Source organism: Nocardiopsis synnemataformans, from assembly GCF_965343085.1.
Classification (GTDB): Bacteria; Actinomycetota; Actinomycetes; order Streptosporangiales; family Streptosporangiaceae; genus Nocardiopsis; species Nocardiopsis alborubida.
In genome coordinates, this window is record NZ_CBDRFA010000011.1 from 78317 (window position 1) to 102964 (window position 24648).

The following is a 24648-nucleotide window of genomic DNA, read 5'->3' on the forward strand; positions in this document are numbered from 1 at the left end:
GGGACGCGCCGACTCCCCCGGCGGCCGCGGCCCCCATCCCCAGAAGACCCCGGACGCGGATCGACAGGAGAACCGTGCAGGCAGTACCCAAGCGACGCGGTCGGAGCATCACCTCCCGCATCCGCGCAATGGTCATGATCCCCACCACCGCCCTGGTGGTGCTCTGGCTGGCCCTCACCGTGGTCCTCGCCGGAGACGCGGTCATCCAGCGCCTCCGCGCCAACGCCACCAACGAACTGGTCGCCCCGGCGGCGATCGGCCTCGTGGACGTGATGCAGGAGCGGACGCACACGATCGCCCACATCGAGAACCCGGAGAACGCGGAGATCGAGGGCCAGCTGACCGAGGCCCGCGAGAGCACCGACGGCTCCCTGGGCGCGGTCGTGGGTGAGCTCATCGGCTTCGCCGACATCGCCCCCGGCGAGAGCGGCCACCACATCGAGATGCTGCACATGCAGTACGGCGAGATCGACGCGATCCGCTCGGCGGTCGACGCGGGCGAGGCCTCCCGCGCCGACGTCCTGGACTACTACAACGAGCTGATCCTGCACGGCGCCGACAGCTTCGACAGCCAGACCCGCGCGGGCGGCGACGGGAACGACGCGGTCAGCCCGAGCTTCACCGCGACCTACATGTTCCGCGCGGTCGACCTGTTCGCGCAGTCCGACGCCCAGGTCGCCCGCGCCTTCGCCACCGACGAGCTGACCCTGGAGGACCAGCGCCGGTTCACCGAGCTGGTCGGCTCCTACGAGAGCATGCTCGCGGCCAACGGCCACTACCTGGAGGGCGAGGGCCAGGAGGCCCGGCTGGAGAACCTGCTGGCGAGCCAGGAGTACGCCGACCTCCAGCGCATGCAGGACGAGATCATCGACCGCCAGGCGACCACCGAGACGGTCACCGACCCGGTGACCCTGGTGCCCAGCGAGGTCCAGGACCTGTCCATGCCGGTGGACTACGCCACGTGGGACGAGGCCTACGACCACGTCCTGTCCGAGCTCACCGCGATCGGCGCCGACGAGGCCCTGTACGCCGCGGACGTCACCCTCGCCGAGGCCAACCAGGCCCTGGTCGTCGCCGTGGCGGGCAGCCTCGGCGTCGCCGCCGTCATCGGGTTCGCGTTCCTGCTGGCCCGCCGCTCCTCCAACGTGCTCACCGAGCGCCTGCTGCGCCTGCGCGACGACTCCAACGACATGGCCGAACACCGCCTGCCCGACCTCATGCGCCGCCTGCACGCGGGTGAACAGGTGGACACCTGCACGACCGTCCCCCAACTGGTCGCCAGCGACGACGAGCTCGGCGACGTCGCCAGGGCGTTCAACACCGCCCAGCGCGCCGCCATCGACGAGGCGGTGCAGCAGACCGAGCTGCGCCAGGGCGTCAACCGCGTGTTCCTCAACATCGCGCACCGCAGCCAGACGCTGGTCCACCGCCAGCTGCGCCTGCTGGACCGGATGGAGCGCGAGCAGGAGGACCCCGAGCAGCTGGCCCAGCTGTTCAAGCTCGACCACCTGGCCACTCGCTCCCGCCGCAACGCCGAGAACCTGCTCATCCTGGGCGGCGAGGCACCGGGCCGCACCTGGCACCGCCCCATGCCGCTGATCGACGTGCTGCGCGGCGCCATCTCCGAGTCGGGCGACTACACCCGCGTCAAGCGGGAGCGGATCGCCCGCGTCCACCTCAACGGCCCGGCCGTGGCCGACGTCATCCACCTGGTCGCCGAGCTGGTCGACAACGCCGCGATGTTCTCGCCGCCGCACACGCACGTGCGCCTGAGCAGCGAGGACGTGCCCAACGGCGTGACGGTCGAGATCGAGGACCGGGGCCTGGGCATGACCGAGAGCGAGTTCGCCTCGGCGAACGCACTGCTGGCCAGCCCGCCCGAGTTCGACGTGATGCGCCTGAACGAGAAGATGCGCCTCGGCCTGTTCGTGGTCTCGCACCTGGCCCACCGCCACGGCATCCGCGTGCACCTGCGCCCGTCGCCGTACGGGGGCGTGCAGGCCATCGTCCTGCTGCCGCACGAGCTGATCGCCGGTGACCGCTCCCCGCTGTCCTCCGACGAGAGCGGCGAGAACGTGTGGGACGTGCGCGAGATCCTCGACCGCACGCCCGGCGGCGAACTGTCGTCCGGCAGGCGCGTCAAGCCCGTGCTGACCTCGGTGTCCGCGCCGAAGGAGGAGGTTCCCGCCCGGGAGGACGAGGACTCCGCGGGCTCCGTCGGGAGCCAGGGGGATGAGGACGGCACCGTGACCGCCGAGACCGCCGAGGCCGCCGAGGCCGCCGAGACCCCGGTGGCCGGGACCGCGCCGGAGGGCGGCACGGACCTCCTCGACGCGGACGGCGACCGCCCCCCGCTGCCCACCCGGACGCCGCTGCCCACCCGGACCCCGACCGTCAGCGCGGTCCCCGACCCCGGCACCCCCGCCGAGGCCGAATCGCCCGTCATGGTCGAAGGGGGACGGCCGCCGCTGCCCAAGCGGCGGCCCCAGGAGAACCTGGCTCCGCAGCTGGCCGCCGACCCCGTGGCCGACACCCGGAGCGGTCCCGCGACGGGCGGCGCGTCCTCCCCGAACGCGACCCCGGACGGCCAGGAGCGTCTGGCGCGCCTGCGCCGGAACATGTCCGCGTTCCAGAAGGGTACGGACCGCGGACGGCGCGAAGGCAAGCAGCAGACCAACGACACCGACAAGGACGCGTAACCGTGACGAGTACTCCCGAAAGCGCCCAGCGTGACAGTGGAAACGGCGCGGGCAAGAAGGACATCGACTGGCTGCTGGACGAGCTGCTCGACCGCGCGGTGGGCTCCCGCCACGCGATCGTGCTCTCCGCCGACGGGCTGCTGATCGGCCGCTCCCGCGAGCTGGTCAAGGAGGACGCCGAGCACCTGTCCGCGGTGGCGTCCGCGTTCCAGAGCCTGGCCCGGGGCACCGGCCGCCACTTCGGCGGGGGCGAGGTGCTCCAGACCGTCGTGGAGATGGAGAGCGCGTACCTGTTCGTCACCGGGGCCGGGCGGGGGGCGTGCCTGGCGGTGCTGGCCGAGGAGAGCGCCGACGTCGGCCTCATCGCCTACGAGATGAACGTGCTGGTCGAGCAGGTGGGCCGTTATCTGGACGCCGCGCCCAGACGCGAGGGCGGTTCCGGGGAAGCCACGCGATAGGGGACGCCATGCAAGCGCACAACGAGTTGCCGCCCGAGGAGGATCCGCACGGCCTGCCCCAGAGGGACGCGGTCGGCGGGTACGACGAGGGCGCGGCGGCCGGACAGCAGGACGCCGGACCGCTGGTACGGCCGTACGTGATCGCGCAGGGCCGCGACCACGCCGACACCGTGCAGCTGGACATGATCAGCGTCGTGATCGCGGCCAAGCGGGCCGAGGTCGACGAGATGGCGCTGGAGCCGGAGCAGATACGCATCCTGGAGCTGTGCCGACGGCCCCAGTCGGTCGCCGAGGTGTCCGCGCACCTGGACATCCCGGTGGCCGTCGTCAAGGCCCTGATCAGCGACCTGCTCAACCGCGGCCTCGCGTTGGCCCGTGCCCCCTACACAGCGAAGAGCCCGGTGAGCCGGGACGTACTCCAGGCGGTTCTCGATGGCATCCAGCGACTCTGACGACACGCAGGCGCCCGTTCCGGCGGCGCTCAAGATCCTCGTGGCGGGAGGCTTCGGGGCCGGTAAGACCACGATGGTCGGATCGGTCAGCGAGATCGCGCCGCTGAGCACCGAGGAGGTGATGACCGAGGCCAGCTACGGGATCGACGACCTGTCGGGAGTGGAGGCCAAGACGACCACGACCGTGGCGCTGGACTTCGGCCGCATCACCATCAACGAGCACCTGGTGCTGTACCTGTTCGGCACCCCCGGCCAGGAGCGGTTCTGGTTCATGTGGGAGGAGCTGTCCGAGGGGGCGCTGGGGGCGGTGGTCATCGCCGACACCCGCCGCCTGGAGACGTGCTTCGCGGCGGTGGACTTCTTCGAGCGGCGCGGCGTGCCGTTCGTGGTGGCGGTGAACTGCTTCGAGGGCGCCCACCGGTACGAGCCCGAGGAGGTCCGCGACGCGCTGAGCCTGGACCCCGCGATCCCGGTCGTGCTGTGCGACGCGCGTGAGCGCGAGTCGGCCAAGAGGGTGCTGGTGACGCTGGTGAACCGGGTGGCCGAGCGGATGGCCGCCTAGGACGTGCTTCACGGAAGGGGCGGGGACCTGTCCCCCGCCCTTCGTGTCGCCCGCCGGGGACGAACCCGGGGGTTTCGGACGCTCTGCCGGGTTGCGGACACGTTCGGCACTCCGGAACCGCTGTACACAAGGAGCTTCCAGGTAAAGTGCGCCCCGTGGAGCGCCGCGAGGCGCGCCACACCCGCAGACCACGGCCCCGTCTGAGCGGGCCCGCACGAAGGTGACTGGAGTTACCCATGAAGCGGTTCGAGTGGCGCGACCGGATCCATGCCCTGGACGCCGAGGACGACTGCGAGCAGATCGTGCGCATCCTCGGCAGCCACGAGTTCCCGTGGGACATCGAACAGGCCCTGAGCCTGGCCCTGTACCGCACCTACGCCGTGCCCAGCGTCGGCGAGCTGCTGGCGCACACGCGCGAGTTCACCGAGCGCACGCAGCACCGCTACGACGACACCGCGCTGATCCTCAACGACATCATGGAGCACGGATTCGGTCCGGGCCGCGGCCGCGACGCGCTGCGCCGGATGAACCAGATGCACCGCTCCTACGACATCAGCAACGACGACTACCGCTACGTCCTGAGCACCTTCGTGGTCATGCCGGTGCGCTGGATCAACGACCACGGCTACGGCTGGCGCAGGCTGAGCGAGCACGAGATCGCCGCCAGCACCAACTACTACCGCAAGCTCGGCAGGCACATGGGGATCAAGGACATCCCCGAGACCTACGCCGGGTTCCTCGAACTCTTCGACTCCTACGAGCGCGAGCACTTCGCCTACACCGAGGGCGGCCGGGCGGTCTCCGACGCCACCCTGGGGCTGATGGTGGACCTCTACCCGGCCTGGCAGCGGCCGCTGGTGCGCCCCTTCACCAAGGCCCTGCTCGACGACCGGCTCATCCGCGCCTTCGGCTACCCCGAGCCCTCGGCCGCCTGGCGGCGGCTGAGCGCGGGCGCGCTGAGGCTGCGCGCCCGGGTGGTGCGCCTGATGCCGCCGCGCCGGGAGCCGCGCTGGGCCAGGATGAGTCCCAACATCCGCAGCTACCCCCGGGGCTACGACCCGTCGCGGATCGGCACCTTCCCCCGGGGCTGCCCGGTCCCGCACGGCATGGTGACCCGCGAGGTCGCCGCCACGGGAGCCCGCGTGCCCGCACCGGACCAGGCGGTCGCACCGACCTCTGGGAAGACACCCGGCGAGGCGTCCGCACCGATCTCCGGGGAGGACGCGGAGAGGTAGCGGTCTCCCTGCCCCGTACACTCCCCGCGTCCCCGCCTCACGCGCGCCCTTCGCGCCCCCGACCCCCGTCCCGAACGATCCCCTCTCCCCGAAGGAACCGCGAATGAAGCGTTTCGACCTCAGAGACGAGATCCACCACCTGGACCACGAGGCCGACTGCGTACGGATCATGCAGATCCTCAACTCCCAGGAGTTCCCCTGGGACATGGGCCGGGCGCTGGGCATCGCCCTGTACCGCACCTACGCCGTGCCCAGCATCGGCGAGCTCCTGGGCCGGACCAACGAGTTCACCGGCAGCACCCAGAAGCGCTACGACGACACCGCGCTGATCCTCAACAACATGATGCGGTACGGGTTCGAGCCGGGTCAGGGCCGCGACGCGCTGCGCCGGATGAACCAGATGCACCGCTCCTACGACATCAGCAACGACGACTACCGCTACGTGCTCAGCACCTTCGTGGTCATGCCGGTGCGCTGGATCAACGACCACGGCTACGGCTGGCGCAGGCTGAGCGGGCACGAGATCTCCGCGATCACGCACTACTACCGCAGGCTCGGCCGGTACATGGGGATCAAGGACATCCCCGAGACCTACGAGCAGTTCCGGGACCTCCTCGACTCCTACGAGCGCGAGCACTTCGCCTACACCGAGGGCGGCCGGGCGGTCTCCGACGCCACCCTCGACCTGATGGTGTCCTTCTACCCGCAGCGCGTGTCCGGGCTGGCCCGGAAGTTCTCCATGGCGATCCTGGACGAGTCGCTCATCGAGACCTTCCGCTACGAGCCGCCCAGCAGGGCCTGGCGGCGGACGGCGGACCTGGCACTGAGGCTGCGGGCCCTGGTGGTGCGCCGGATGAAGCCGCGCGAGGAGCCGCTGTGGGCGGACGGCAACCCGAACATCCGCAGCTACCCGCAGGGATACGACGTCAACCGGATCGGCACCTTCCCGGCGGGCTGCCCCGTGGCGCACGACGTGGACCCGGTGGGTCACGAGGAGCTGTACGGCGACGGCGGCGGGAGCGGCGGTGTCTCCGAGGCCCGTCAGGCCCCGGAGACGGCGCGGTCCGCCACGGCTCCGGAAGCCGTGGAGGGTTCGGAGTCCCGGGAGACTCCGGCGGCTCCGGCCGAGGCCTCCGCGGACGGGCGCGCGTGACCGCCGCGCCCACCGCCCGGGGCACGGTCAGCGGGCCCGGTGCTCCGCTGCCCCGTTCCGTGCACGCCTGGTACGGCAGCGGCGCGGTGGCCACGGGGATCTTCAACACGGTGCCCGGGCTGCTGCTCCTGATCTACCTGACCGACACGCTCGCGGTGAGCCCCGCCCTGGCCGGGGCGGTGGTGCTCCTGCCCAAGGTGGTCGATCTTCTGGTCAGTCCGTATATCGGAATCTGGTCGGATAGGACGCGTTCACCCTGGGGTCCGCGACGCCCGTGGATGCTGGCCGGGGCGCTGACCCTGCCTGTGCTGTTCGCCGCGATGTTCGCCGGTCCGCCGCTGGAGGGGGGCTCCGCCGCGGTGTACGTGGCGGCCGTGTTCGTGGCCGCCGCGCTGGCCTCGTCGGTGTTCCAGGTGCCGCACACGGCCATGCCCGGGGAGATCACCTCCGACTACCACGAGCGGTCCACGTTCAACACGTGGCGGACCGCGTTCGTGGGGCTCGCCCTGATGCTGGGCGGCGCCCTGGCCCCGGTCGTCCAGTCGGCCCCCGCGGACCCCGTGGCCGGGTACCGGCTGATGGGCCTGCTCATGGGCTGCGTGGTGCTGGTGTCGATGCTGGGCTCGGTGGTGGGGACTCGCCGGGCACCGCGCCCGGTGTTCGCGCACCGCACGGAGGGTCTGGCGACCCAGCTGCGGGTGGCCTTCGCCCACCGGCACTTCCGGGTGCTCTTCCCCGCCAACCTCCTGATGGCCACGGCGAGCGGCACCATGGTCGCGGGCGTGCCGTACGTGACGGCCAACGTCATGGGGAACCCGGGCTACACGAGTGTCCTCATGGTGTGCGTGCTGGTGCCGCTGATCGCGTCGGCCCCGCTGTGGCGGCGGCTGTCCCTGCGCGTGGACAAGCGCCGCGCCGCCGGGTACGCGGCGGCGGTGTTCGCCCTGGGCGGCCTGGGCCTGCTGCTCATCCCGCTCTGGGGCTTCCCCGGCGCCGTGCTGTCCTCCGTGCTGGTGGGCGTGGGCCTGTCCGGGACGACGCTGCTGCCGTGGTCGATGCTGGCCGACTGCCTGGCCACCACCGACGCGTCCGGGCGGCGGCAGGGCGGCGTGCTCTCGGGCGTGTGGACCGCAGGGGAGGCCATGGCGCAGTCGGTGGGAACCGGACTGCTGTCGCTGGCCCTGGCGGTGAGCGGCTACGTGGAGTCCGGGGCCGGGGACGTGGTCCGGCAGAGCGACGAGGCGCTGCGCGGCATGCTGGTCGGCAGCACGCTGGTGCCCGCCGCGGTGATGCTGTGCTGCCTGGTGCCGCTAGCGTTCTACCGGCTGACCGCCGAGGAGGTGGGCGCGCGCTGACCAGAGGCGTCGCTCGCTGGCGCGGCACCCGGAGTCCTCCGCCGCTGATCCTGCGGATCTACGGCCCCCGCTGATCCCGTGACCGGGAGAGGACGACAGCCGTGCCCGCCTCCGGTCCATCCCAGGCCGCCTCCCGGAGGGGCGACCGGCGCGGGGCGCCCGCGGAACGACCGACCCGGGAGGACCGCCCGCGACGGCGCCCGGACTCAGCGGCCCAGACGGCGCCACAGCGGGCGCGGGAGCAGCCGCATCCCCGCGAAGAGCGGCTGGAGCACGCGCGGCGCCCACACGGTGGTGGCCCCCGAGCGCAGTCCTGCCGACACCGCGCCCGCGACCTGGCCCGGGGTGGCCGGGAAGGGCGCGGGCGCCACGTGCGCCGACATCCGCGTCGGCACGTAGCCGGGCCGCACCACCAGCACCCGTGCGCCGGACCCGTGCAGGGAGTCGGCCAGCCCCTGCGCGAAGCCGTCCAGACCCGCCTTGGCCGACCCGTACACGAAGTTGAACCTTCGCACCCGCACCCCCGCCACGGAGGAGAGCACCACGAGCGTCCCGTGCCCCTGCTCGCGCAGGCGGGCGGCCACGGCCAGGTCGGCGGACACGTGCCCGGTGTAGTTGACGGCGGCGGCGCGGGCGGCGGCGGCCGGGTCGGCCTCGTACTCGGACTGCTCGCCCAGCACCCCGAACGCGTCCACCACCACGTCGAGGTCGCCCACCAGCGCCACCGCGGCCGCCACGGTACCGGTGTGGGTGTCGGGCAGAGCGGCGTCGAAGTCCACCGAGCGCACCCGCGCCCCGAGCGCGGTGAGCGCGCCCGGCGGGGAGGCCACCCCTCCCCGGGCGGCCAGCACCACCTCGCGGGCGCCCTCCCGGACCAGCCGTTCGACGATGGCCAGGCCGATCTCGCTGCGGCCGCCGAGCAGCAGCACGCTCCGCACCGCTCCCACCGAGTCGCGCACGGCTGTCCCTGCCTTTCCGGAAAGTGCGTCCCCGGTTGCCGGGGACGGCCGTCATCGTGCCACCGAGGGGCCGCGCTGTCACAGCAGCCGCAGTCGGCGGGCCAGGTCCGAGACCAGGACCCCGTCCGGGTCGGCCCGCTCGCGCACGTGGCGCCACGCGGGCAGGCCGGGGTACATGGCGTGCACGGCCTCGGGGCGGGCCCGACTGTCCTTGGCCAGGTACAGGCGGCCCCCCGCGTCGACCACGCGCTCGTCGAAGCGGTGCAGCAGGGGGCCGAGCCCGGGCAGGTCGGCGGGCAGGTCCACGGCCAGCGACCACCCCGGCCGGGGGAAGGACAGCGGTCCCGGCGTCGGCCGCCCCATCCTCTTGAGGACCGCCAGGAACGACGGCGCGCGCGTGCGCGACAGCTCCCCGGCGATCCACGCCAGGGCGCCCTCCGCGCCGAAGGGGACCACGAACTGGTACTGCACGGCCCCGTGCCTCCCGTACAGCCGGTTCCACCCGTCGAGGGCGTCCAGCGGGTGGAAGTAGCCGCCCACCGGCTGGACCCGGCCGCGCCGCCTCCTGGGCGCCCGGCCGTGTTCGAGGGCGTTGAACGCGCCGACGGTCCACCGGTTCAGGGTCGCCACCGGCGGGGTGAGTGACGGCACGGGCAGGCTCGTGCTCCGGTACCGCAGCGGGTCGCGGCGCAGCGGCGCCGGGAGGTCGCCCGGCTGCGCGTGGTGGGCGCGGGTGACCACGCCCCGGCCCAGGCCGCTCCCGCGGGCGAACAGGTCCAGCCAGGCCACCGAGTACCGGTGGCCGGGACGCGCCATCAGCTCCAGCGTGGCCTCCAGGTCCCGCGTCCGGTCGGTGTCCACCCGCATGTACGCGGTCCGTACCGGAAGCACGCCCAGGGTGACCTCGGTGACCACCCCGGTCAGGCCCATACCGCCGACGGTCGCCCAGAACAGGTCGGGGTCGCCGCCGGGTTCCGGGCCCAGACGGCGCGTGCGCCCGTCCGGGGTGACCAGGGTGAGGGAGCGCAGGTGCGCGCCCAGGGAGGAGTCGGCGTGGTGGTTCTTGCCGTGGACGTCGGCGGCGACCGCCCCGCCCAGGGTGACGCGGCGGGTCCCGGGGGTGACGGGGACGAAGAGGCCGCGGGGCAGCAGGTGGGTGAGCAGGGCGTCCACGCTGGTGCCCGCGGGGGCGGTGACCTCGCCGCGTTCGGCGTCCACGCGCACGGGCCCGGTGAGCCCGGTGCAGTCCAGCACCAGTCCCCCGGCGTCCTGGGCGGCGTCGCCGTAGGAGCGCCCGAGCCCGCGCGGCAGCGCTCCGCGCTCACCCGCCAGGGCGAGCGCCTCGGCGACCTGGGCGGGTGTGCGGGGGCGCACGACGCGGGCGGCCGTGGGCGCGGTGCGCCCCCACCCCCATAGGAGGACCGGCCGTCCCGGCGGCGGATGGTTCACAGGTAGATCCCCGCTGCGACCAGGACCGCGAGTCCGCAGAGGATGAGTTGGAGGGCCCGGTCGCGCAGGGCGATCTCCTCGGGCTCCTCCCCCACGCCCCGGTCCACGAGCAGGTTGTAGCGCAGGACGAACATGATGAACGGCACGATGCTCAGCGCGTGGAAGAGCGTCCTGGGTCCGTCGCCCGGTTCCAGCGCCCACAGGCAGTAGGTGACGATCATGGCGCCCGAGGCCATGGTGCGGGTCTGGGAGAGGTAGGCGGTGCTGTAGCCGCGCAGGGCGGGCCGGACCGCGGCCGCCGCGGCGGCCGGTTCCCCGGGGACATCACCGGTCGCGGCGGTCGCGGCACCGGCCGCGCGCAGTTCGGCCTCGCGCTTGCCGACCACCACCAGCAGCGCGGCCAGCGACACCACGATCACGAACCACGAGGTCAGCGGCACGCCGACGGCCACCCCGCCCGCCACCGCGCGCAGCACGTGGCAGGCGGCGACCGCGACCAGGTCGCACACCACCAGGTCCCGCAGATAGCGGGTGTAGACGAGCGTGAGCAGCACGTACCCGGCGACCAGGGCGGACAGCACGGGGTCGCCCAGCGCCAGGGAGGCCAGCGGCGCGGCGGCACTGAGCGCGATCCCGGCCGTGACGGCCACGGGGACGGGGAGCGCGCCGGAGGCCACCGGACGGTGGCGCTTGCGCGGGTGCGCGCGGTCGCGGTGCGCGTCGTGGACGTCGTTGAGCAGGTAGGTGCCGCTGGCGGCCGCGCAGAACAGGGCGAACACCGCGGCGCCGGTCAGCAGCGCCCCGGGCTGCGTCAGGGCCCCGGCCGCGGCGGGCGCGGCCAGGACCAGGAGGTTCTTGAGCCACTGCCGGGGGCGGCACGCGCGGACGAGCGCGCTCGGACGCGTCGGCGAGGGACGGGTGCGGGGGTCAGTTGTGGTGGTCACGACGGCGGCCCGTGACGGACAGGACGACCGCGATGCCGATGAATCCGACACCGACGACGAGGCAGGCGATGGGCAGGGTGGTCTGGAGGAGGGGGAGCACGGTGCGCCCCTGCTCGGAGTTGGCGACCGCGTTCTGGACGGACTCGTCGTTGGAGACGAGTTCGGCGTCGAACAGCGTCAGGACCTCCTCGCCGTCCACGACGACGACGCGGTTCTGGTCCTCGCTGATCTTGAGGGGGGATCCGGTGACGGGCTCGATCCAGTAGGTGCGGGTGATGGAGAAGACCTCGTCGCCGGTGACGTCGCCCTCGCCCTCCATCCCGGCCACCGAGCGGGGCAGGGTGCGCTCGCCGATGACCTCGCCCTCGACCTCCTGGACGAACTCGTAGGTCTCGACCCCCCCGACCTCCTCGGTCCCCTGGAACTCCATGGGGACGACCTCCCGCGCGGTGGTCTCGAAGAAGTCGTAGTCGCGCTGCTCGGTGAAGAAGGGGAACTTCCAGGCCTGGCCGCTCTGGGCGACGGACTCGTCGTTGACCATGGCGTCGCAGCAGTCGACCGTCTCCCCGGTGACGCGGTCGTGTCCGGCGCGGCGGCTGCTGGAGGTGATGCCGAAGTCGGTCTCGGCGTCCCTGACCCAGGTGAACTGGTCCCACACCACCGTCTCGTCGGTGCTGGAGGCCACGTCGGCCCGGATGGTCGAACGCGCCTCCAGGGTGGCGTTCTCGACGAGCTCGACGTCCTCGATGTTGAAGTAGGTGGCCCCGTCGGCTTCGAGGACTGTTTCGCTGTAGTAGTCCAGAGGGGTCTTCATCAGGGAGCTCGACAGCCACGTGCGCATCATGGGGGCAAAAGCGAGGAAGAAGACCCCAAACGCGACGAGAACGACCGCAACGGTACGGCGCATGTGCCCTCCTGGGCGTATGAGAGTCCAGATCTGGAACTGGGTCTAGTGGAACTAGGTTCAGTTCCGGGTAGAGTACTGCCCAGTAGCGAACGACGTCACCAGGGCGTGTCGAAATTTTTATAACGCGTTCTAGTGCAACCCGTTCCGCCCTCTCCCCGTCCTGGAAGGCCCATGGCGCCCACCTCCTCCTCCGCGCCCGGGGACCCTGCTGCCGGTGCCCACTTCGCCAGCGCGCGCACCCCCGACCCCTCGCTGCTGCTGCCGCAGGTCGACGGCCGCCACGAGGCCCTCGACGGCGTCCGCGCGGTGGCCGCCCTGATGGTCCTGGTGTTCCACGTGGCCACCGAGACCGGCGACTCCCTCGCGCCGGGGGTGCTGGGCGGCCTGCTGTCCGCCTTCGACGTGGCCGTGCCGCTGTTCTTCGCGCTCTCGGGCGTGCTGCTGTACCGGCCCTGGGCCCGCGCGGCCCTGGACGGGGTGCGCGGGCCGCGCGCCCGCCCCTACCTGTGGCGCCGCGCCGTGCGCGTCCTGCCCGCCTACTGGCTGGTGGCCGTGACGGCACTGCTGGTCTACTCCCGCGACGAGCTCGGCTCGCCGCGGTACTGGTGGGAGGTCCTCACCCTCACCTTCCCCTTCAACACCGACCCGCCGTGGGTGGGCACCGGCCCCTACGGCCTCGGCCAGATGTGGAGCCTGTCGGTGGAGGTCAGCTTCTACCTGCTGCTCCCGCTGTTCGGGCTGCTCCTGGCCCTGTGGGCGCGCGGCGGCCGGAGCGTGGACGCCCGGGGGCGGCGGCTGCTCGTGGGCCTGGGGGTCATGGCGCTGCTGGGCCTGGCCGCGCTGGTCCCGCAGTTCCATCCCGAGCCCCGCGAGTACATGCACGCCTGGCTGCCCCGGGCCACGGGCCTGTTCGCCGCCGGCATGGCGCTGGCCGTGCTCTCGGAGTGGGCCTGGCGCGAACCCGGCGCCGACGGCCCGGTGCGCCGCCTGTGCCGGACCCTCGGTTCCTCCCCCGGGGTGTGCTGGCTGGTCGCGGGCGGGTTCTTCGCTTTGAAGGCCACCGAGGCCTCCGGCGGCCGCTTCATCGGCTCCGGCGACATCTGGACCTCGGCCGTGGACTCGCTGGCCGGGATCGGGTTCGCGTTCTTCCTGATCGCCCCGTGCGCGCTGGCGCCGCGCCCGGCCGGTGAGCCGCTCCCGCTGCGGGAGGCGCGGGCCTGGCGCGGCGGCCGGTGGCTGGACTCGCTGCTGCGACACCGGGTGTGCCAGTTCCTGGGGCGGATCTCCTACGGCGTGTTCCTGTGGCAGTTCATGGTGCTCTACCTGTGGCGCGACTTCACCGGCCAGGAGATCTTCACCGGATCGTTCTGGCTGGACGCGGTGCCGGTGACGATCGGGACCGTGCTGCTGGCCGCGGCGAGTTACCGGTGGGTGGAGGAGCCCAGCCGCCGGTGGTCCCACCGGCTCACTCGGAGGAGACAGACCCCGGTGAGGTGAGCGGAAGGGCCCACCTGCCCGTTCGCCCGAACTCCGGAGCACGGAAGGCCTGACAACGCCGAACTCCGGGACGGACGCGGCCCCGGGATGGTGGGCGCCATGAGCAGGTGTTGGAGGGCTCCGGCCACCGCACAGCTTCTGGGTGGTAACCGAGGCAGCGTCGGCACCGAAGGCGGGAGCGAGTACCGGAGGGCGACCAACGGTTGGGGTTCGGAAATGGTCGGGATCTGCTGCGTCAGTGGCTGCCGCGAAGTGGCGCATGAGGGCGACCAACGATTGAGTTTCGAGGGCGGTTGCTCGCTCCTGCGTTGGCACCAAGGGCGGCGGGTGTCTGGGGTCCCCGTTCAACGCTTTGGCTGCGGGTGGTGGCCGAGGCGGCGTTGGCACCAAAGGCGAGCGGACCCTCCGGCTCCGAGCAGCGCTACCGGCCCCGGTGGCGAAGGCGTGCGACGGTGGCAGCGCGCACGGATACCAACCCTCTACCGGGTCCGAAGGTCTGTCCCGTGACGCGTGGCGGAGGAGCCGGGGTGCTACTCCCGGGGCGGCGGATGCGGATCGGGAGGGTGTCCTCGCCCCAGGGACCCCGCCCCGATTCGCGTCCGGTGGTGTGCGCGGAGTTCGCGTTGGTACTTGGCCCGGTTGTGCGGGCCGCACAACGGTTGCAGGTTCGCCACCACCGTGCGCCCGCCCCGCGAGAAGGAGGTGATGTGATCGGCCTGGCACCAGGTCACCGGCACCTCGCACCCGCCCGGGTGCGCGCACGTGGCATGCCCGTGAAAGGCCGCCGCGCGTTGGCGGGCCGAAGCCAACCGGCGGCTGGGGGCCACGTCCAGCACCCGCCCGGTGGGCGGGGCGGTGAGCATCCGCACCACCTCCGCGTCTGCGGAGAGTTCGTGCACCACTCCGGCCGGGATGACGCGGCCGTGCTCGTCCAATGCCGGGACCTCCTGGCCGCGAGCGTTCAGGTAGGTGTTGACCGGCACCAGGATGCGGATCTGTACCAGCGGGGCGGGGGCGTTGTCGCACCCGGTGTGGGTGGTCGCATACCGCAATGCCGCGATGAGCGCGTCATGCTCACGCTGGGACCGGGACCGGGTCTCGCCCTCCCCGAGCGGGGTGGTGAAGGTGTCGATGGCCGCGCGCACGATCAACGCGTCCCCGACCCCGCCCCAGGCCTGCAACTGGTAGCTGCCCTGGAACGTGTCATGCACGACCAGACCACGCCCGGCGTGGGCGGCCTCGTGGTCGCGGTCCAGGCGGTGCGGGTCCAACCGATAAGCGACCTGGCGGGCCACCGACTGGAGCTGGTTGACCGACAACGCGGGCCGCTCCTGCTTGGCCGCCACCAGCGCCGACTCGAACCCCCGCCGGTACTCCACCTCGTCAGGAAAGTGGTCCTCATCCCGGGTCTGGACGGCTGTGTCGGTGGCCTTGGCGATCGCGACCGCCTCACCCAAGGCCACCGTGCCCTCGCCCACAGCCTGAACCGTGGCGGGCAACGTCTCCTCGTGCACGTGCTGGGCCAGACGAGCCAAATCCTTGGCCTGAGCGGCGGGAACCTTGCACCGGTGGGTGATCCACTTATCCAAGGTGGAGTAGCCGCTGTAGCGGGCCACCTCACCCCGCGCGTACAGATGGGCCATCCGCGTCAGCGCCTGGTAGCGGATCCTCTCCAGCTGCGCCCACAGCGCCGCGACTTCCTCAGCGGCGGCCTCATCCACCCCCGGCGGCACCTCAGCGTCCCACGCTTGATCGATGACCTCGCGCGCACCGGCCAGCGCGGCCACGACCGGGGAGCATTCCCCGGGGGCCACGTCGGGCGCTGCAAGCATCATCTCCATACCTCTTATTATAGGTCAGTACCCTCCATTTATCTATCCATTTCCAAGCCCAACTGAGCTCTTTTCCTGGCCCATTCTCGGGGATTGTTTATTTCCGGGAATCCACAATGGGGATGTCCGAAAATACGCAACCAGAATGATCGTTTGCCGTTGGCGCCACCGCCACCCTCCCCTGGCCACAGGAGCCAGGTGCATGGCCCGAAGCTGGAGGATTCTCCTGCCGTTGGTGCTGACGCAGCAGAGCCCAGCCACCCCCGAACCCCGGGCGTTGGTCGCCCTCCGCCAGGCGCTCCCGCCTTTGGTGCCGCTTGTCGTCGGGGACCCTCGCCCCAACCGAACGCCGACCGTTTCTCCAAGGCCGTTCCACTTCGCGGCAGCGGGTGCGCTTTCGTTGCCGCCAACGACCCCAGACAAGAACAGCGCAGGGGAGAGACCTGATGACGGCCCCTCCCTTCCCCTCCCCCTCCCCCTGCCTCCCCCTCTCCCTGCCTCTCCCTGCCTCCCCCTCTCCCTGCCTCTCCCTGCCTCCCCTTCTCCCTGCCTCTCCCTCTCCCCCTCTCCCTGCCTCTCCCTGCCTCCCCCTCTCCCTGCCTCTCCCTGCCTCCCCTTCTCCCTGCCTCTCCCTCTCCCCCTCTCCCTGCCTCTCCCTGCCTCCCCTTCTCCCTGCCTCTCCCTCTCCCCCTCTCCCTGCCTCTCCCTCTCCCCCTCTCCCTGTCTCCCCTTCTCCCTGCCTCTCCCTGCCTCCCCCTCTCCCCACCTCCCACCTCCCACCTCCCACCTCCCACCTCCCACCTCCCACCTCCCACTGCACCAAGGCTCTCGCTCATTTTCTCCGCAGCGATCAAAACCGTACGTACACGAGAGCGAAACTCGCCCGCGAAACCAGGTCAAGAAATCCGGCCGCTATACCAACCCACGCAACCAGCGACTTGACGAAATACGACTAGCGGCCTTCCGCGCGCCCATCCTCCTCGGGAGCCCACGGGTTGCCCTCCACCGTCGGCGCCATGCCGCCCACCGACACCCAGTCCAGGCACAGCCCACCCCGGTCCTGCGGATCCTCGGGCACGAACACCGACAGCTGCTCACCGGGGGCGCCCGCGGGCACGTACCGGGTGCCGTTCTCCTCCGCGGCGGGCAGCTCGACCTCGATCCAGTCGTCGCCCAGCGCCACCACCACGCCGACGTCCTCCTCGGCCGTGTAGCCGAGCGTGACGACCTGGGCGACGCCGCCGTGCGCCTCCACCGGCCAGGACACCAGCCCCTCCCAGGGCTCCAGACACTCGTCCGCCGGCCCGGGGGCGAACATGTCGCTGTCGTCGGAGGGCCGCGCCGGGACCAGGAACCCCGCGTCGTTGAACACGTACGCGGTGGCGGCCTCCTCGGGCACGGCCATCCGCGCGGCCACGTCGTCCGACGCCAGCGGCGGCAGCACCCACGAGCTCAGGCGGCGCTGGCCGTTCCACTCCAGGACCACGTCCTCGGGGACCGGACGCGCGTACAGGCCACCCTCCTGCGGGACGTCCTCCAGCGCCGTGCGCACCGTGTCCAGGTACCACTGGAGGCGGTCGCCGCTCAGGGTCTGGGCGTAGGTGTGGGTGGAGTAGCCCGCCGCCACCGCGTACACCGCCGTCGCCAGCGCGGCCGCGGCCCGGGCGGCCCGCCGGGGCCGCACGCGGTAGGGCTCCCTGCCCACCGGGGCCGCCGAGGCCCCGCCGACCAGGGCGCGCGCCCGCTCCTCCCTGGTGGGCAGGTAGGCCAGGGCCAGGCACAGGGCGAACACCAGCGCCGCGTCCGCCACGTACCGGGGGTCGGCGGCGGCCACGTCCTGGAACCGGCCGCGCGCGATGATCGTCGGGATGACGTCCACGACCACCAGGTAGGCCAGCAGCAGCGCCCAGGCCCGCCACGCCCCGCGCCGCATCCACAGGCTGACCAGCACGATCACGGCGAAGACCGCCCAGGCCGCCAGCACGGTCACGCCGGGCGGATCGACCAGGCCGCCGGTGGGGGTGACCGGGCCCCACTCCAGGGGGCCGCCCAGAGCACCGACCGGAAACACCTCCGTGAGCAGTCCGCGCAGCATCGTCAGGGCGGGCTCGCTCTGGGGCACGCCCGCGCCCTCGCCGCCCCCCGCCGCGCGCATCCGCACCAGGTAGAACACCGCGTAGGCGGCGAACAGCGCGCCCATCGCCGTCCAGAACGGCCGGTGCAGGACCCACGCGCGCCGGGTCCCGGCGACCGGGCCGCCGGGGTAGAGGTGGGCGACGGCCACGGCGAACAGCACCAACGGCAGGAACATCGCCTTGACCGTGAACAGCATGCCGAACACGACGGCGCCGCCCGCCCGCCAGGCCAGGCGGTGGTCGTCCGTGCGCAGGTAGCGCACGGTCCACAGCACGGCGAGCACCAAGGCCAGCTGGAGGGGGACCGCGTTGAGCGCAGCCGACCACCAGCCCAGCACGGGCACGGTCAGCGGGGCCAGCGCGTACACGGTCAGCGGGACCAGCAGTGCCCAGCGGCGGCCGAACAGCTCCCACACCAGGCGCAGGAACCCCACCATCGCGGCGGCCTGGAGGGCGAGCATGGTGCCCGCGCTGACCCACCACTCGTAGGGCCACAGCGCGGTCTGGAGGTAGACCAGGAACAGCGCCCCCGGCATCAGGTGGCCCTTGTGCAGGGTGAGCAGGTAGTCCGGCCCCAGGTCGCTGGCGTGGGCGCTGGCGAAGAAGAGGTAGTCGTCCTCCACGAAGTGGGACTCGCCCAGCACGTAGGCCCGAAGCCCCAGGGCTCCCAGCACCACCAGAAGTCCCACCAGGACCAGCCGGTCACGGGCCAGGCGGCGCGCGGCGGCCCACGCGGCGCGGGCCGCTCCGCCCGGCTCGGGGTTCTTCCCACCGGGCTCCCCGACGGGGCGGCGTACCCTGGGTGCCCCGACCGGGCCGGGCCGAGCGGCTTCGGCGCCCGGACCGTCGTGCCCACTCGCGGTGGGGGGAACAGGCGGCATCGGCATCTCTCCCGCCGTAGTTGGCCGATCCGGAGAAGGGGTGCCAGAATACAACACGTTCCACTTTTTCCCTCGACCCTTGTCGCAGGCCATCCCGGCCTGGATACCCGGAACAGGAACACGATGCAGGTGCGTGTTCCGGCGGGGTCGCGAACACCGTGGAGGTGATGCGGGTGGGGCTCGAACAGGTCCGCCGCGACTGGACGCGGCTGGGTTCCGCCGAACCCCTGTGGGCGGTGTGCGTGGACCCCGGCAAGAGGGGCGGCGGCTGGGACGACGACGAGTTCCTCGCCTCCGGACGTGCCGACATCGACCCGTCCGTCGCCCGCCTGGAGGAGCTGGGCATCCGCCCCGAAGGAGGACGGGTGCTGGACTTCGGGTGCGGCGCGGGACGGCTGTCCAACGCCCTGGCCGCGCACTTCCCCGAGGTCGTGGGGGTGGACATCTCCGCGCCGATGCTAGAGGAGGCCCGCCGCCTGGACCGCTCCGGGGGACGGATCGGGTTCGTGCTGAACGAGCGCCCGGACCTGTCGGTGTTCGGGGACGGCTCCTTCGACCTGGTCTACACCGACCTGGTCCTCCAGCACCTGCCGCCCGCCCTGGCCGAGGGCTACGTGCGCGAGTTCGCGCGGGTGCTGCGTCCCGGCGGCGCCATGGTGCTGGGCGTGCCCGAGTCCGAGCGGCGCACCTTCAAGGGGCTGGTGTTCCGGTACGCGCCGTGGCCGCTGGTGGCCCTCGCCCAGCGGGTGCTGCTGCGCTACCCGGCGCCGATGCGGATGCACACCCTGCGCACCGAGCGGATCGCCGAGCTGGTCCCGGGCGGCCGGATCGCCGCCTCCGACGAGTACTGGGGCGGCGACCACTGGCGCCACCTGCGCCACTTCGTGGTGCTGGAGGAGAACACGTGACCGCGAACGCCACCGACGGGGGCACCGTCCCCTTCCGCGCCACCCTGGGCAGGTCGGTGCGGCTGTTCGCCGCCTTCCGCGGGGAGCAGACCGACCCGGCGTTCTTCTACGGCACGCTCGCCCGCGACACCGTCGCGCAGCTGCGCTCCTACACGCCCCTGGACGGCAGGCTCGTGGTGGACGTGGGCGGCGGCCCGGGCTACTTCGCCGACGAGCTGAGGTCGGCCGGGGCCCGCTGCCTGTGCGTGGACGCCGACGCCCACGAGATGACGCTGCACGGGCGCGACGCCGACGCGTACGGCGTCCAGGGCAGCGCCCTGGACCTGCCGCTGCGCAGCGGCTCGGTGGATGTGTGCTTCTCCTCCAACGTGCTGGAGCACGTGCCGGACCGGACCCGGATGGCCGACGAGATGGTGCGGGTGACCCGGCCGGGAGGGCTGGTGTACCTGTCGTACACGCTGTGGCTGTCACCGTGGGGCGGGCACGAGACCTCGCCGTGGCACTACCTGGGCGGCGCGTACGCGGCGGAGCGGTTCGCGCGGCGCCACGGTCGGCGGCCCAAGAACGACTTCGGCCGCACCATGTACGCCGCGCACGCCAGGGAGATGCTGCGCTGGACGCGCGGGCGCACCGACGTGGACGTGGTGGACGTGCGCCCCCGCTACCTGCCCGGATGGGCCAAGCCGGTCGTGCGGGTGCCGCTGCTGCGCGAGGTCGTCACCTGGAACCTGCTGCTGGTCCTGCGCAGGCGCTAGCCGACCGGCCGTCGGGCCCGCTCACTCCAGGTCGAACGGCAGCCTGCGGCGCGTGTGCTGGACGCTGACCCAGTGGTCGGCGGTGAACTCCTCCATCGCCCACTCACCGCCGAACCGGCCGAGCCCGGAGTGGTTCTCCCCGCCGAAGGCGGTGTTGGCCTCGTCGTTGAGCGTGGAGTCGTTGACGTGCGTCATGCCCGCCCCCAGGCGGCGGGCGAAGCGCACCCCCCGCTCGGCGTCACGGGTGTGCACCGCGCTGGACAGCCCGTACTCGGTGTCGTTGGCGATGCGCAGCGCGTCCTCCTCGTCCTCGGCGCGAACGACCGTGGCCACCGGGCCGAACACCTCCTCGGCCGCGCTCGGCATGTCGTTGGCGGCCAGCAGCAGGTGGGGCGGCAGGACCCTGCCCGCCGGGCCGGTCGGTTCACCGGACAGCAGGAGCCGCGCGCCCTGCTCGACGGAGCGCGCCACCACGTCCCGCACGCCGTCGCGCTGCTCGTCGTCGATGATGGGGCCGATCTGGGTGGCGGGGTCGGAGGGGTCGCCCACCCGCAGCGCCCGGGCGCGCACGAGCATCCGCTCGACCAGCTCGTCGTGGACGGCGGCGTCGGCCACGACCCGGTTCGTGGCCATGCAGATCTGGCCCTGGTGGTAGTAGGAGCCGAACACGGCGGCGTCCGCGGCCAGGTCGAGGTCGGCGTCCTCCAGCACCACCAGCGGCCCGTTCCCGCCGAGTTCGAGCGCGCGCCTCTTGAGCGGGATCTGCCGGGCGATGTGGCGGCCGACCTCGGTGGAGCCGGTGAACGAGATCATCCGGGCGAGCTCGTGGGTGGCCAGGGCGTCGCCGATCTCACCGCCCCTGCCGACGACCACGTTGATCACCCCGGGCGGGAGTCCGGCCTCCTCGTAGATCCGGGCGAGCAGCAGCCCGCCCGTGACCGGGGTGTTCTCGGCGGGTTTGAGGACCACGGTGTTGCCGAGGGCGACGGCGGGCGCGACGGAGCGGTGGGAGAGCTGGAACGGGAAGTTCCACGGGCTGATCACCGTGACCACGCCGAGGGGTTCGCGGTAGACGCGGTTCTCCTTGCCCGGGGTGATGCCGGGCAGGATCCGGCCCAGGACCCGTGTGGGGTAGGAGGTCACCTCGACCATGCCGCTGCGCACCAGCCGCCACTCGAACTCGGCGCGCTCGCGGACCGCCCCGGCCTCGTGGACCAGCCAGTCGATGATCTCCTCGCGGCGCGCGTCCAGGACGCGCAGGGCCCGCACGAAGACCTCCGCGCGCTCGGCGGCGGGGGTCGCGGCCCAGCCCGGCCACGCCCGCTGCGCCTCGCGGTAGGCCAGGTCCACGTCGCCCTCGTCGGCCAGGCGGAACTCGGCCAGGACCGTGTCGTCGTAGGGATCCACGTCCTGGACGACGCTCCCGGACGATCCGTGCCGCCACTGGCCCCCGATGGGCATCCGGTCCAGCCCCGTGTAGGCGTCCGGCCTGCGGTCCGCGTGCATCGGCCCTCCCCTGCTTCGGCGTCACTGATGCCACGGTCGCCCCTGCCCGGAGCGCGGGCAACGGGACTTGCCGCCTCTTGGCCAACTGTTCAGCGACTCCGCGACCGCCCTTGTCGCCCGTGGTCCTCAGCGGGCGGGGCTGAGCAGGAGCTCGCTGACGACGCGGCCGTCGGCCCCGGTGACCGTGGCCGTCCAACCGCCCAGGTCCACGCTCTCCCCGGGCTCCTCCGGGATGTGGCCGAGCAGGACCAGGACCATCCCGGCCACGGTCACGTAGCTGCCCTGAGGCCGGTCGGTGAGGACGACGCCGAGGTCCTCCAGTTCGTGGACGGGGTAGGTGCCGGGCAGGCGCAGGGCGCCGCCGTCCAGCCGGGCGGGGGCGCGCTCGTCGGTGTCGGTCTCGTCGTAGATCTCGCCGACGACCTCCTCCAGCAGGTCCTCCAGGCTGACGATGCCGCTGACCTCGCCGCTCTCGCCGATCACGACGGCCAGCTGCTGGCGTTCGACGGTGAGCCGGTGCAGCGCGGCGGACACCGTCAGCGAGTCGGGGAGCAGCAGCGGCTCGCGGGCCAGGTCCTCGGCCGTGCCCTCGCCCCGCAGGAGGTCGGACCAGTGCACCACGCCGACGATGTCGTCCATGTCGCCCCGGGCGACCACCGGGGCGCGCGAGTGGCCGCGCTCGGCCAGGAGCAGGGCCGCCTCGCGCGCGGGCAGGTCGGCGGGGACGGTGTCCACGTCGGGGCGCGGGACCAGGACCTGGCGCAGCGTCCGCCCGGTGATGTCGAAGGCCCCGGAGAGGATGGTGCGCTGCTCGGGGGTCATCTGGCCCTGGGCCGCGATCATGTCGCGCAGCTCCTCCTCGGTGGCCTCGTCCCGCATGCCCTTCGGGTCCACCCCGCTGAGCCGGACCACCAGGTCGGTGGAGACGCTGAGCAGCCACACCGCGGGGCGGGAGAGCAGCGCCAGCGCGTTGAGCGGGCGGGCCACGAGCAGCGCCCAGGGCTCGGCGCGCTGCATGGCGATGCGCTTGGGGGCGAGTTCGCCCAGGACCAGGGTGACGAAGGCGAGCACGACGGTGACCAGCACGACCGACACCGGGGCCGCGTAGGAGCCCAGGAAGCCCAGCGGCTCGACCAGGGGTCGGGCCAGTGAGACGGCCGCGGCGGCGGAGGCGAGGAAGCCCGCGAGGGTGATGCCGATCTGGATGGTGGCCAGGAACCGGTTGGGGTCGCGGGCGAGCCGGGCCACCGCGCGGCCGCCCGGGCCGCGTTCCTCCAGCCGCCTGATCTGTCCCTCCCGCAGCGTGATCAGGGCGATCTCGCTGCCCGCGAACACGGCGTTCACCACGACCAGGACCAGCACGAGGCCGATCTGGGCCCCGTAGCCCTCCATGGGACTCCTCCGCGGTCGTCGGTCGGTCTCCGGAGCTGGGATTCCTTCCCCGAAACCCGCGGGCCACACACCGCCCGGGGGTCCGGACTCCTGGCCCTCGCCCCGCGGCTCAGCCCAGCCGCTCCAGGGCCCCGCGCGGGGAGCGGGCGTGCCGTCCCATCCCCGCGAACGGGCACTCCTCGCGCTCCAGGCCGATCGTGAGGTCCCGGGCCGTCTCCACCTTCTCCAGCTCCTCCCAGGTCAGCGGCGCCGCGATCGGCGCGCCCGGTCTGGCCCGCACCGAGTACGGGGCCACCGCGAGCTGTTCGCGGCCGTTGCGCAGGTAGTCCACGAACAACCGGTCCCCTCGCGCGGCCCTGCGCACCTCGGTGGTCAGCTCGTCCGGCCGCCGGGCCGCCACCCGGTCCGCGACCGCCTCCGCCAGCACTCGGACCTCCTGGTCGTCCGCCTCGGGCCGCAGCGGCGAGCGCACGTGCAGCCCCCGGGAACCACTGGTCATCACGTAGGCGGCCAGGCCCAGGTCGTCGAGCACCTCCCGTACGTCCCGCGCCGCGGCGCGGCAGGCGGCGAAGGCCTCGGGGCCGTCCCCGGCGGGGTCGAGGTCGATCACCATCCGGTCGGGCAGGCCCAGGTTCGGCTGCCGGGACTGCCAGGCGTGCACGGTGATCGCCGCCTGGTCGGCGCACCAGACCAGCGCCGCAGCGTCCTGGCACAGCATCATCCGGCCGCCGCTGGTCTCCACGGTCCCCACCCAGTCCGGAACCGACGGGTGCTTGACGAAGAACCCCTGCGCGTCGATCCCGTCGGGGAAGCGCGCCAGGGCCACCGGCCGGTCGCGCAGGTGCGGCAGCATCAGGGGGGCGATCCGGGCGTGGTACCGCGCCAGGTCCTCCTTGGTCGCCCCGCCCTCGCCGAACAGCGGCTTGCCGGGCCTGCGCACCTCCACCACGCGCCGCCCCGCGCGCACCCCCGCGGTCTCCGTCGCCATGGCCTCCCCCGTTCGCCGCCGTGCGGCCCGCCTACCCGGGCGGCGGTCCCGGAAACGGGCCCCGGAAGGCACGAACGCCCGGCCGGGGAGGTCCCTGACCGGGTGTCATGGCGGGAGGTTCACAGCAGGGCGACGGAGACCTGCCCGGCGATCGCGCCCGCCAGGAACGCACCGCAGCAGGTGGCCGCGACCCACCAGCCCAGGCGATCGCGACGCCGGTGTCGGCCGCGCTCCGGTCGAGACGGCTGTCGGGGCTCCCTCTCGGCGCTCCCCCGGATCGGCCGTGCCCGCCGCTCCTCCTCCACGCGCATCCAGGTGGGCAGGGGGCCGTGCTGAAGCCGGTACTCGACGCGGGGGTTGCCCCGCATCCGCGCGAGCATCGCCTGACCACGCGGGGTGAACCACGGGTCAGAGGTCGGAGAGACAGCACGTCCGCGAGCCGCCGCACCGGGTGAGAAGCGGCGTCCCCGTGGCGCCCTGAGGACCTCGCGCATACGCGGGTCGAGAGTCGCCGTACTCATCGGGCCTCCTCCGCGAGGTCGAACTGAGCCCAGACCGCCGTACCGAGGTCAGCGCAGAAG

Annotated in this window: 20 protein-coding genes; 10 read left to right on the forward strand and 10 right to left on the reverse strand. The window is 72.8% G+C overall.

Annotated features, from left to right (window positions below; genetic code table 11):
* The first annotated feature begins 74 nt into the window (after window positions 1-74).
* From ACSIH6_RS08655 to ACSIH6_RS08685, 7 genes are all read left to right on the forward strand, one after another.
* Window positions 75-2699, forward strand: a complete 2625-nt coding sequence (locus ACSIH6_RS08655; RefSeq protein ID WP_435107697.1) for a sensor histidine kinase — start codon at window positions 75-77, stop codon at window positions 2697-2699.
* Between the two features lie 2 nt (window positions 2700-2701).
* Entirely contained in the window at window positions 2702-3157 is a 456-nt protein-coding gene (locus ACSIH6_RS08660; RefSeq protein ID WP_435107698.1) for a roadblock/LC7 domain-containing protein, read from the forward strand.
* Between the two features lie 8 nt (window positions 3158-3165).
* Entirely contained in the window at window positions 3166-3609 is a 444-nt protein-coding gene (locus ACSIH6_RS08665) for a DUF742 domain-containing protein (protein ID WP_435107699.1), read from the forward strand.
* Complete coding sequence (locus tag ACSIH6_RS08670) at window positions 3590-4171, forward strand: GTP-binding protein (protein WP_150252879.1); 582 nt, start codon at window positions 3590-3592, stop codon at window positions 4169-4171. The genes ACSIH6_RS08665 and ACSIH6_RS08670 overlap by 20 nt, the downstream gene beginning before the upstream one ends.
* Before the next feature lie 236 nt (window positions 4172-4407).
* Window positions 4408-5406 (forward strand): oxygenase MpaB family protein, encoded by a 999-nt coding sequence (locus ACSIH6_RS08675; RefSeq protein ID WP_435107700.1) that lies wholly within the window; start codon window positions 4408-4410, stop codon window positions 5404-5406.
* 103 nt (window positions 5407-5509) lie between these two features.
* Complete coding sequence (locus tag ACSIH6_RS08680) at window positions 5510-6559, forward strand: oxygenase MpaB family protein (protein WP_435107701.1); 1050 nt, start codon at window positions 5510-5512, stop codon at window positions 6557-6559.
* Complete coding sequence (locus tag ACSIH6_RS08685; RefSeq protein ID WP_435107702.1) at window positions 6556-7914, forward strand: MFS transporter; 1359 nt, start codon at window positions 6556-6558, stop codon at window positions 7912-7914. Before ACSIH6_RS08680 ends, ACSIH6_RS08685 begins: the two co-directional genes overlap by 4 nt.
* A gap of 206 nt (window positions 7915-8120) precedes the next feature.
* Here the strand turns inward: ACSIH6_RS08685 and dprE2 are convergent, their stop codons facing one another.
* From dprE2 to pgfA, 4 genes are all read right to left on the reverse strand, one after another.
* A complete protein-coding gene (gene dprE2, locus ACSIH6_RS08690; protein ID WP_435107703.1) occupies window positions 8121-8873 on the reverse strand; it encodes a decaprenylphospho-beta-D-erythro-pentofuranosid-2-ulose 2-reductase in 753 nt (250 codons plus the stop codon).
* Between the two features lie 78 nt (window positions 8874-8951).
* Window positions 8952-10322 (reverse strand): FAD-binding oxidoreductase, encoded by a 1371-nt coding sequence (dprE1, locus tag ACSIH6_RS08695; RefSeq protein WP_435107704.1) that lies wholly within the window; start codon window positions 10320-10322, stop codon window positions 8952-8954.
* Window positions 10319-11266 (reverse strand): decaprenyl-phosphate phosphoribosyltransferase, encoded by a 948-nt coding sequence (locus ACSIH6_RS08700; RefSeq protein ID WP_435107705.1) that lies wholly within the window; start codon window positions 11264-11266, stop codon window positions 10319-10321. The genes dprE1 and ACSIH6_RS08700 overlap by 4 nt, the downstream gene beginning before the upstream one ends.
* Window positions 11250-12173 (reverse strand): cell envelope lipid trafficking protein PgfA, encoded by a 924-nt coding sequence (gene pgfA / locus ACSIH6_RS08705; RefSeq protein WP_435107706.1) that lies wholly within the window; start codon window positions 12171-12173, stop codon window positions 11250-11252. The genes ACSIH6_RS08700 and pgfA overlap by 17 nt, the downstream gene beginning before the upstream one ends.
* A gap of 171 nt (window positions 12174-12344) precedes the next feature.
* Here pgfA and ACSIH6_RS08710 point away from each other — a divergent pair, with 171 nt between their 5' ends.
* Window positions 12345-13670: an acyltransferase family protein gene (locus ACSIH6_RS08710; protein ID WP_435107707.1), complete on the forward strand. Its 1326-nt coding sequence runs from the start codon at window positions 12345-12347 to the stop codon at window positions 13668-13670.
* A 530-nt stretch (window positions 13671-14200) separates the two neighbouring features.
* On the opposite strand, the gene ACSIH6_RS08715 is transcribed toward ACSIH6_RS08710, so the two are convergent.
* Window positions 14201-15502: an HNH endonuclease signature motif containing protein gene (locus ACSIH6_RS08715; protein ID WP_435107748.1), complete on the reverse strand. Its 1302-nt coding sequence runs from the start codon at window positions 15500-15502 to the stop codon at window positions 14201-14203.
* Between the two features lie 952 nt (window positions 15503-16454).
* Window positions 16455-18518, reverse strand: a complete 2064-nt coding sequence (locus ACSIH6_RS08720) for a hypothetical protein (RefSeq protein WP_435107708.1) — start codon at window positions 18516-18518, stop codon at window positions 16455-16457.
* A 173-nt stretch (window positions 18519-18691) separates the two neighbouring features.
* On the opposite strand from ACSIH6_RS08720, the gene ACSIH6_RS08725 reads away from it, so the two are divergent.
* A complete protein-coding gene (locus tag ACSIH6_RS08725) occupies window positions 18692-19426 on the forward strand; it encodes a class I SAM-dependent methyltransferase (protein WP_435107709.1) in 735 nt (244 codons plus the stop codon).
* Window positions 19423-20181 (forward strand): class I SAM-dependent methyltransferase, encoded by a 759-nt coding sequence (locus tag ACSIH6_RS08730; protein ID WP_435107710.1) that lies wholly within the window; start codon window positions 19423-19425, stop codon window positions 20179-20181. The genes ACSIH6_RS08725 and ACSIH6_RS08730 overlap by 4 nt, the downstream gene beginning before the upstream one ends.
* Window positions 20182-20202: 21 nt before the next feature.
* On the opposite strand, the gene ACSIH6_RS08735 is transcribed toward ACSIH6_RS08730, so the two are convergent.
* From ACSIH6_RS08735 to ACSIH6_RS08750, 4 genes are all read right to left on the reverse strand, one after another.
* The gene (locus ACSIH6_RS08735; protein WP_435107711.1) at window positions 20203-21687 is read right to left on the reverse strand and encodes an aldehyde dehydrogenase family protein; all 1485 of its coding nucleotides are present in this window, start codon (window positions 21685-21687) and stop codon (window positions 20203-20205) included.
* A gap of 126 nt (window positions 21688-21813) precedes the next feature.
* Window positions 21814-23079: a hemolysin family protein gene (locus ACSIH6_RS08740; protein ID WP_435107712.1), complete on the reverse strand. Its 1266-nt coding sequence runs from the start codon at window positions 23077-23079 to the stop codon at window positions 21814-21816.
* Window positions 23080-23188: 109 nt separating this feature from the next.
* Window positions 23189-24067: a non-homologous end-joining DNA ligase gene (gene ligD, locus ACSIH6_RS08745; protein WP_435107713.1), complete on the reverse strand. Its 879-nt coding sequence runs from the start codon at window positions 24065-24067 to the stop codon at window positions 23189-23191.
* A gap of 119 nt (window positions 24068-24186) precedes the next feature.
* Window positions 24187-24588, reverse strand: coding sequence for a hypothetical protein (locus ACSIH6_RS08750; RefSeq protein ID WP_435107714.1), 402 nt, complete (start codon window positions 24586-24588; stop codon window positions 24187-24189).
* Between the last annotated feature and the right edge of the window lie 60 nt (window positions 24589-24648).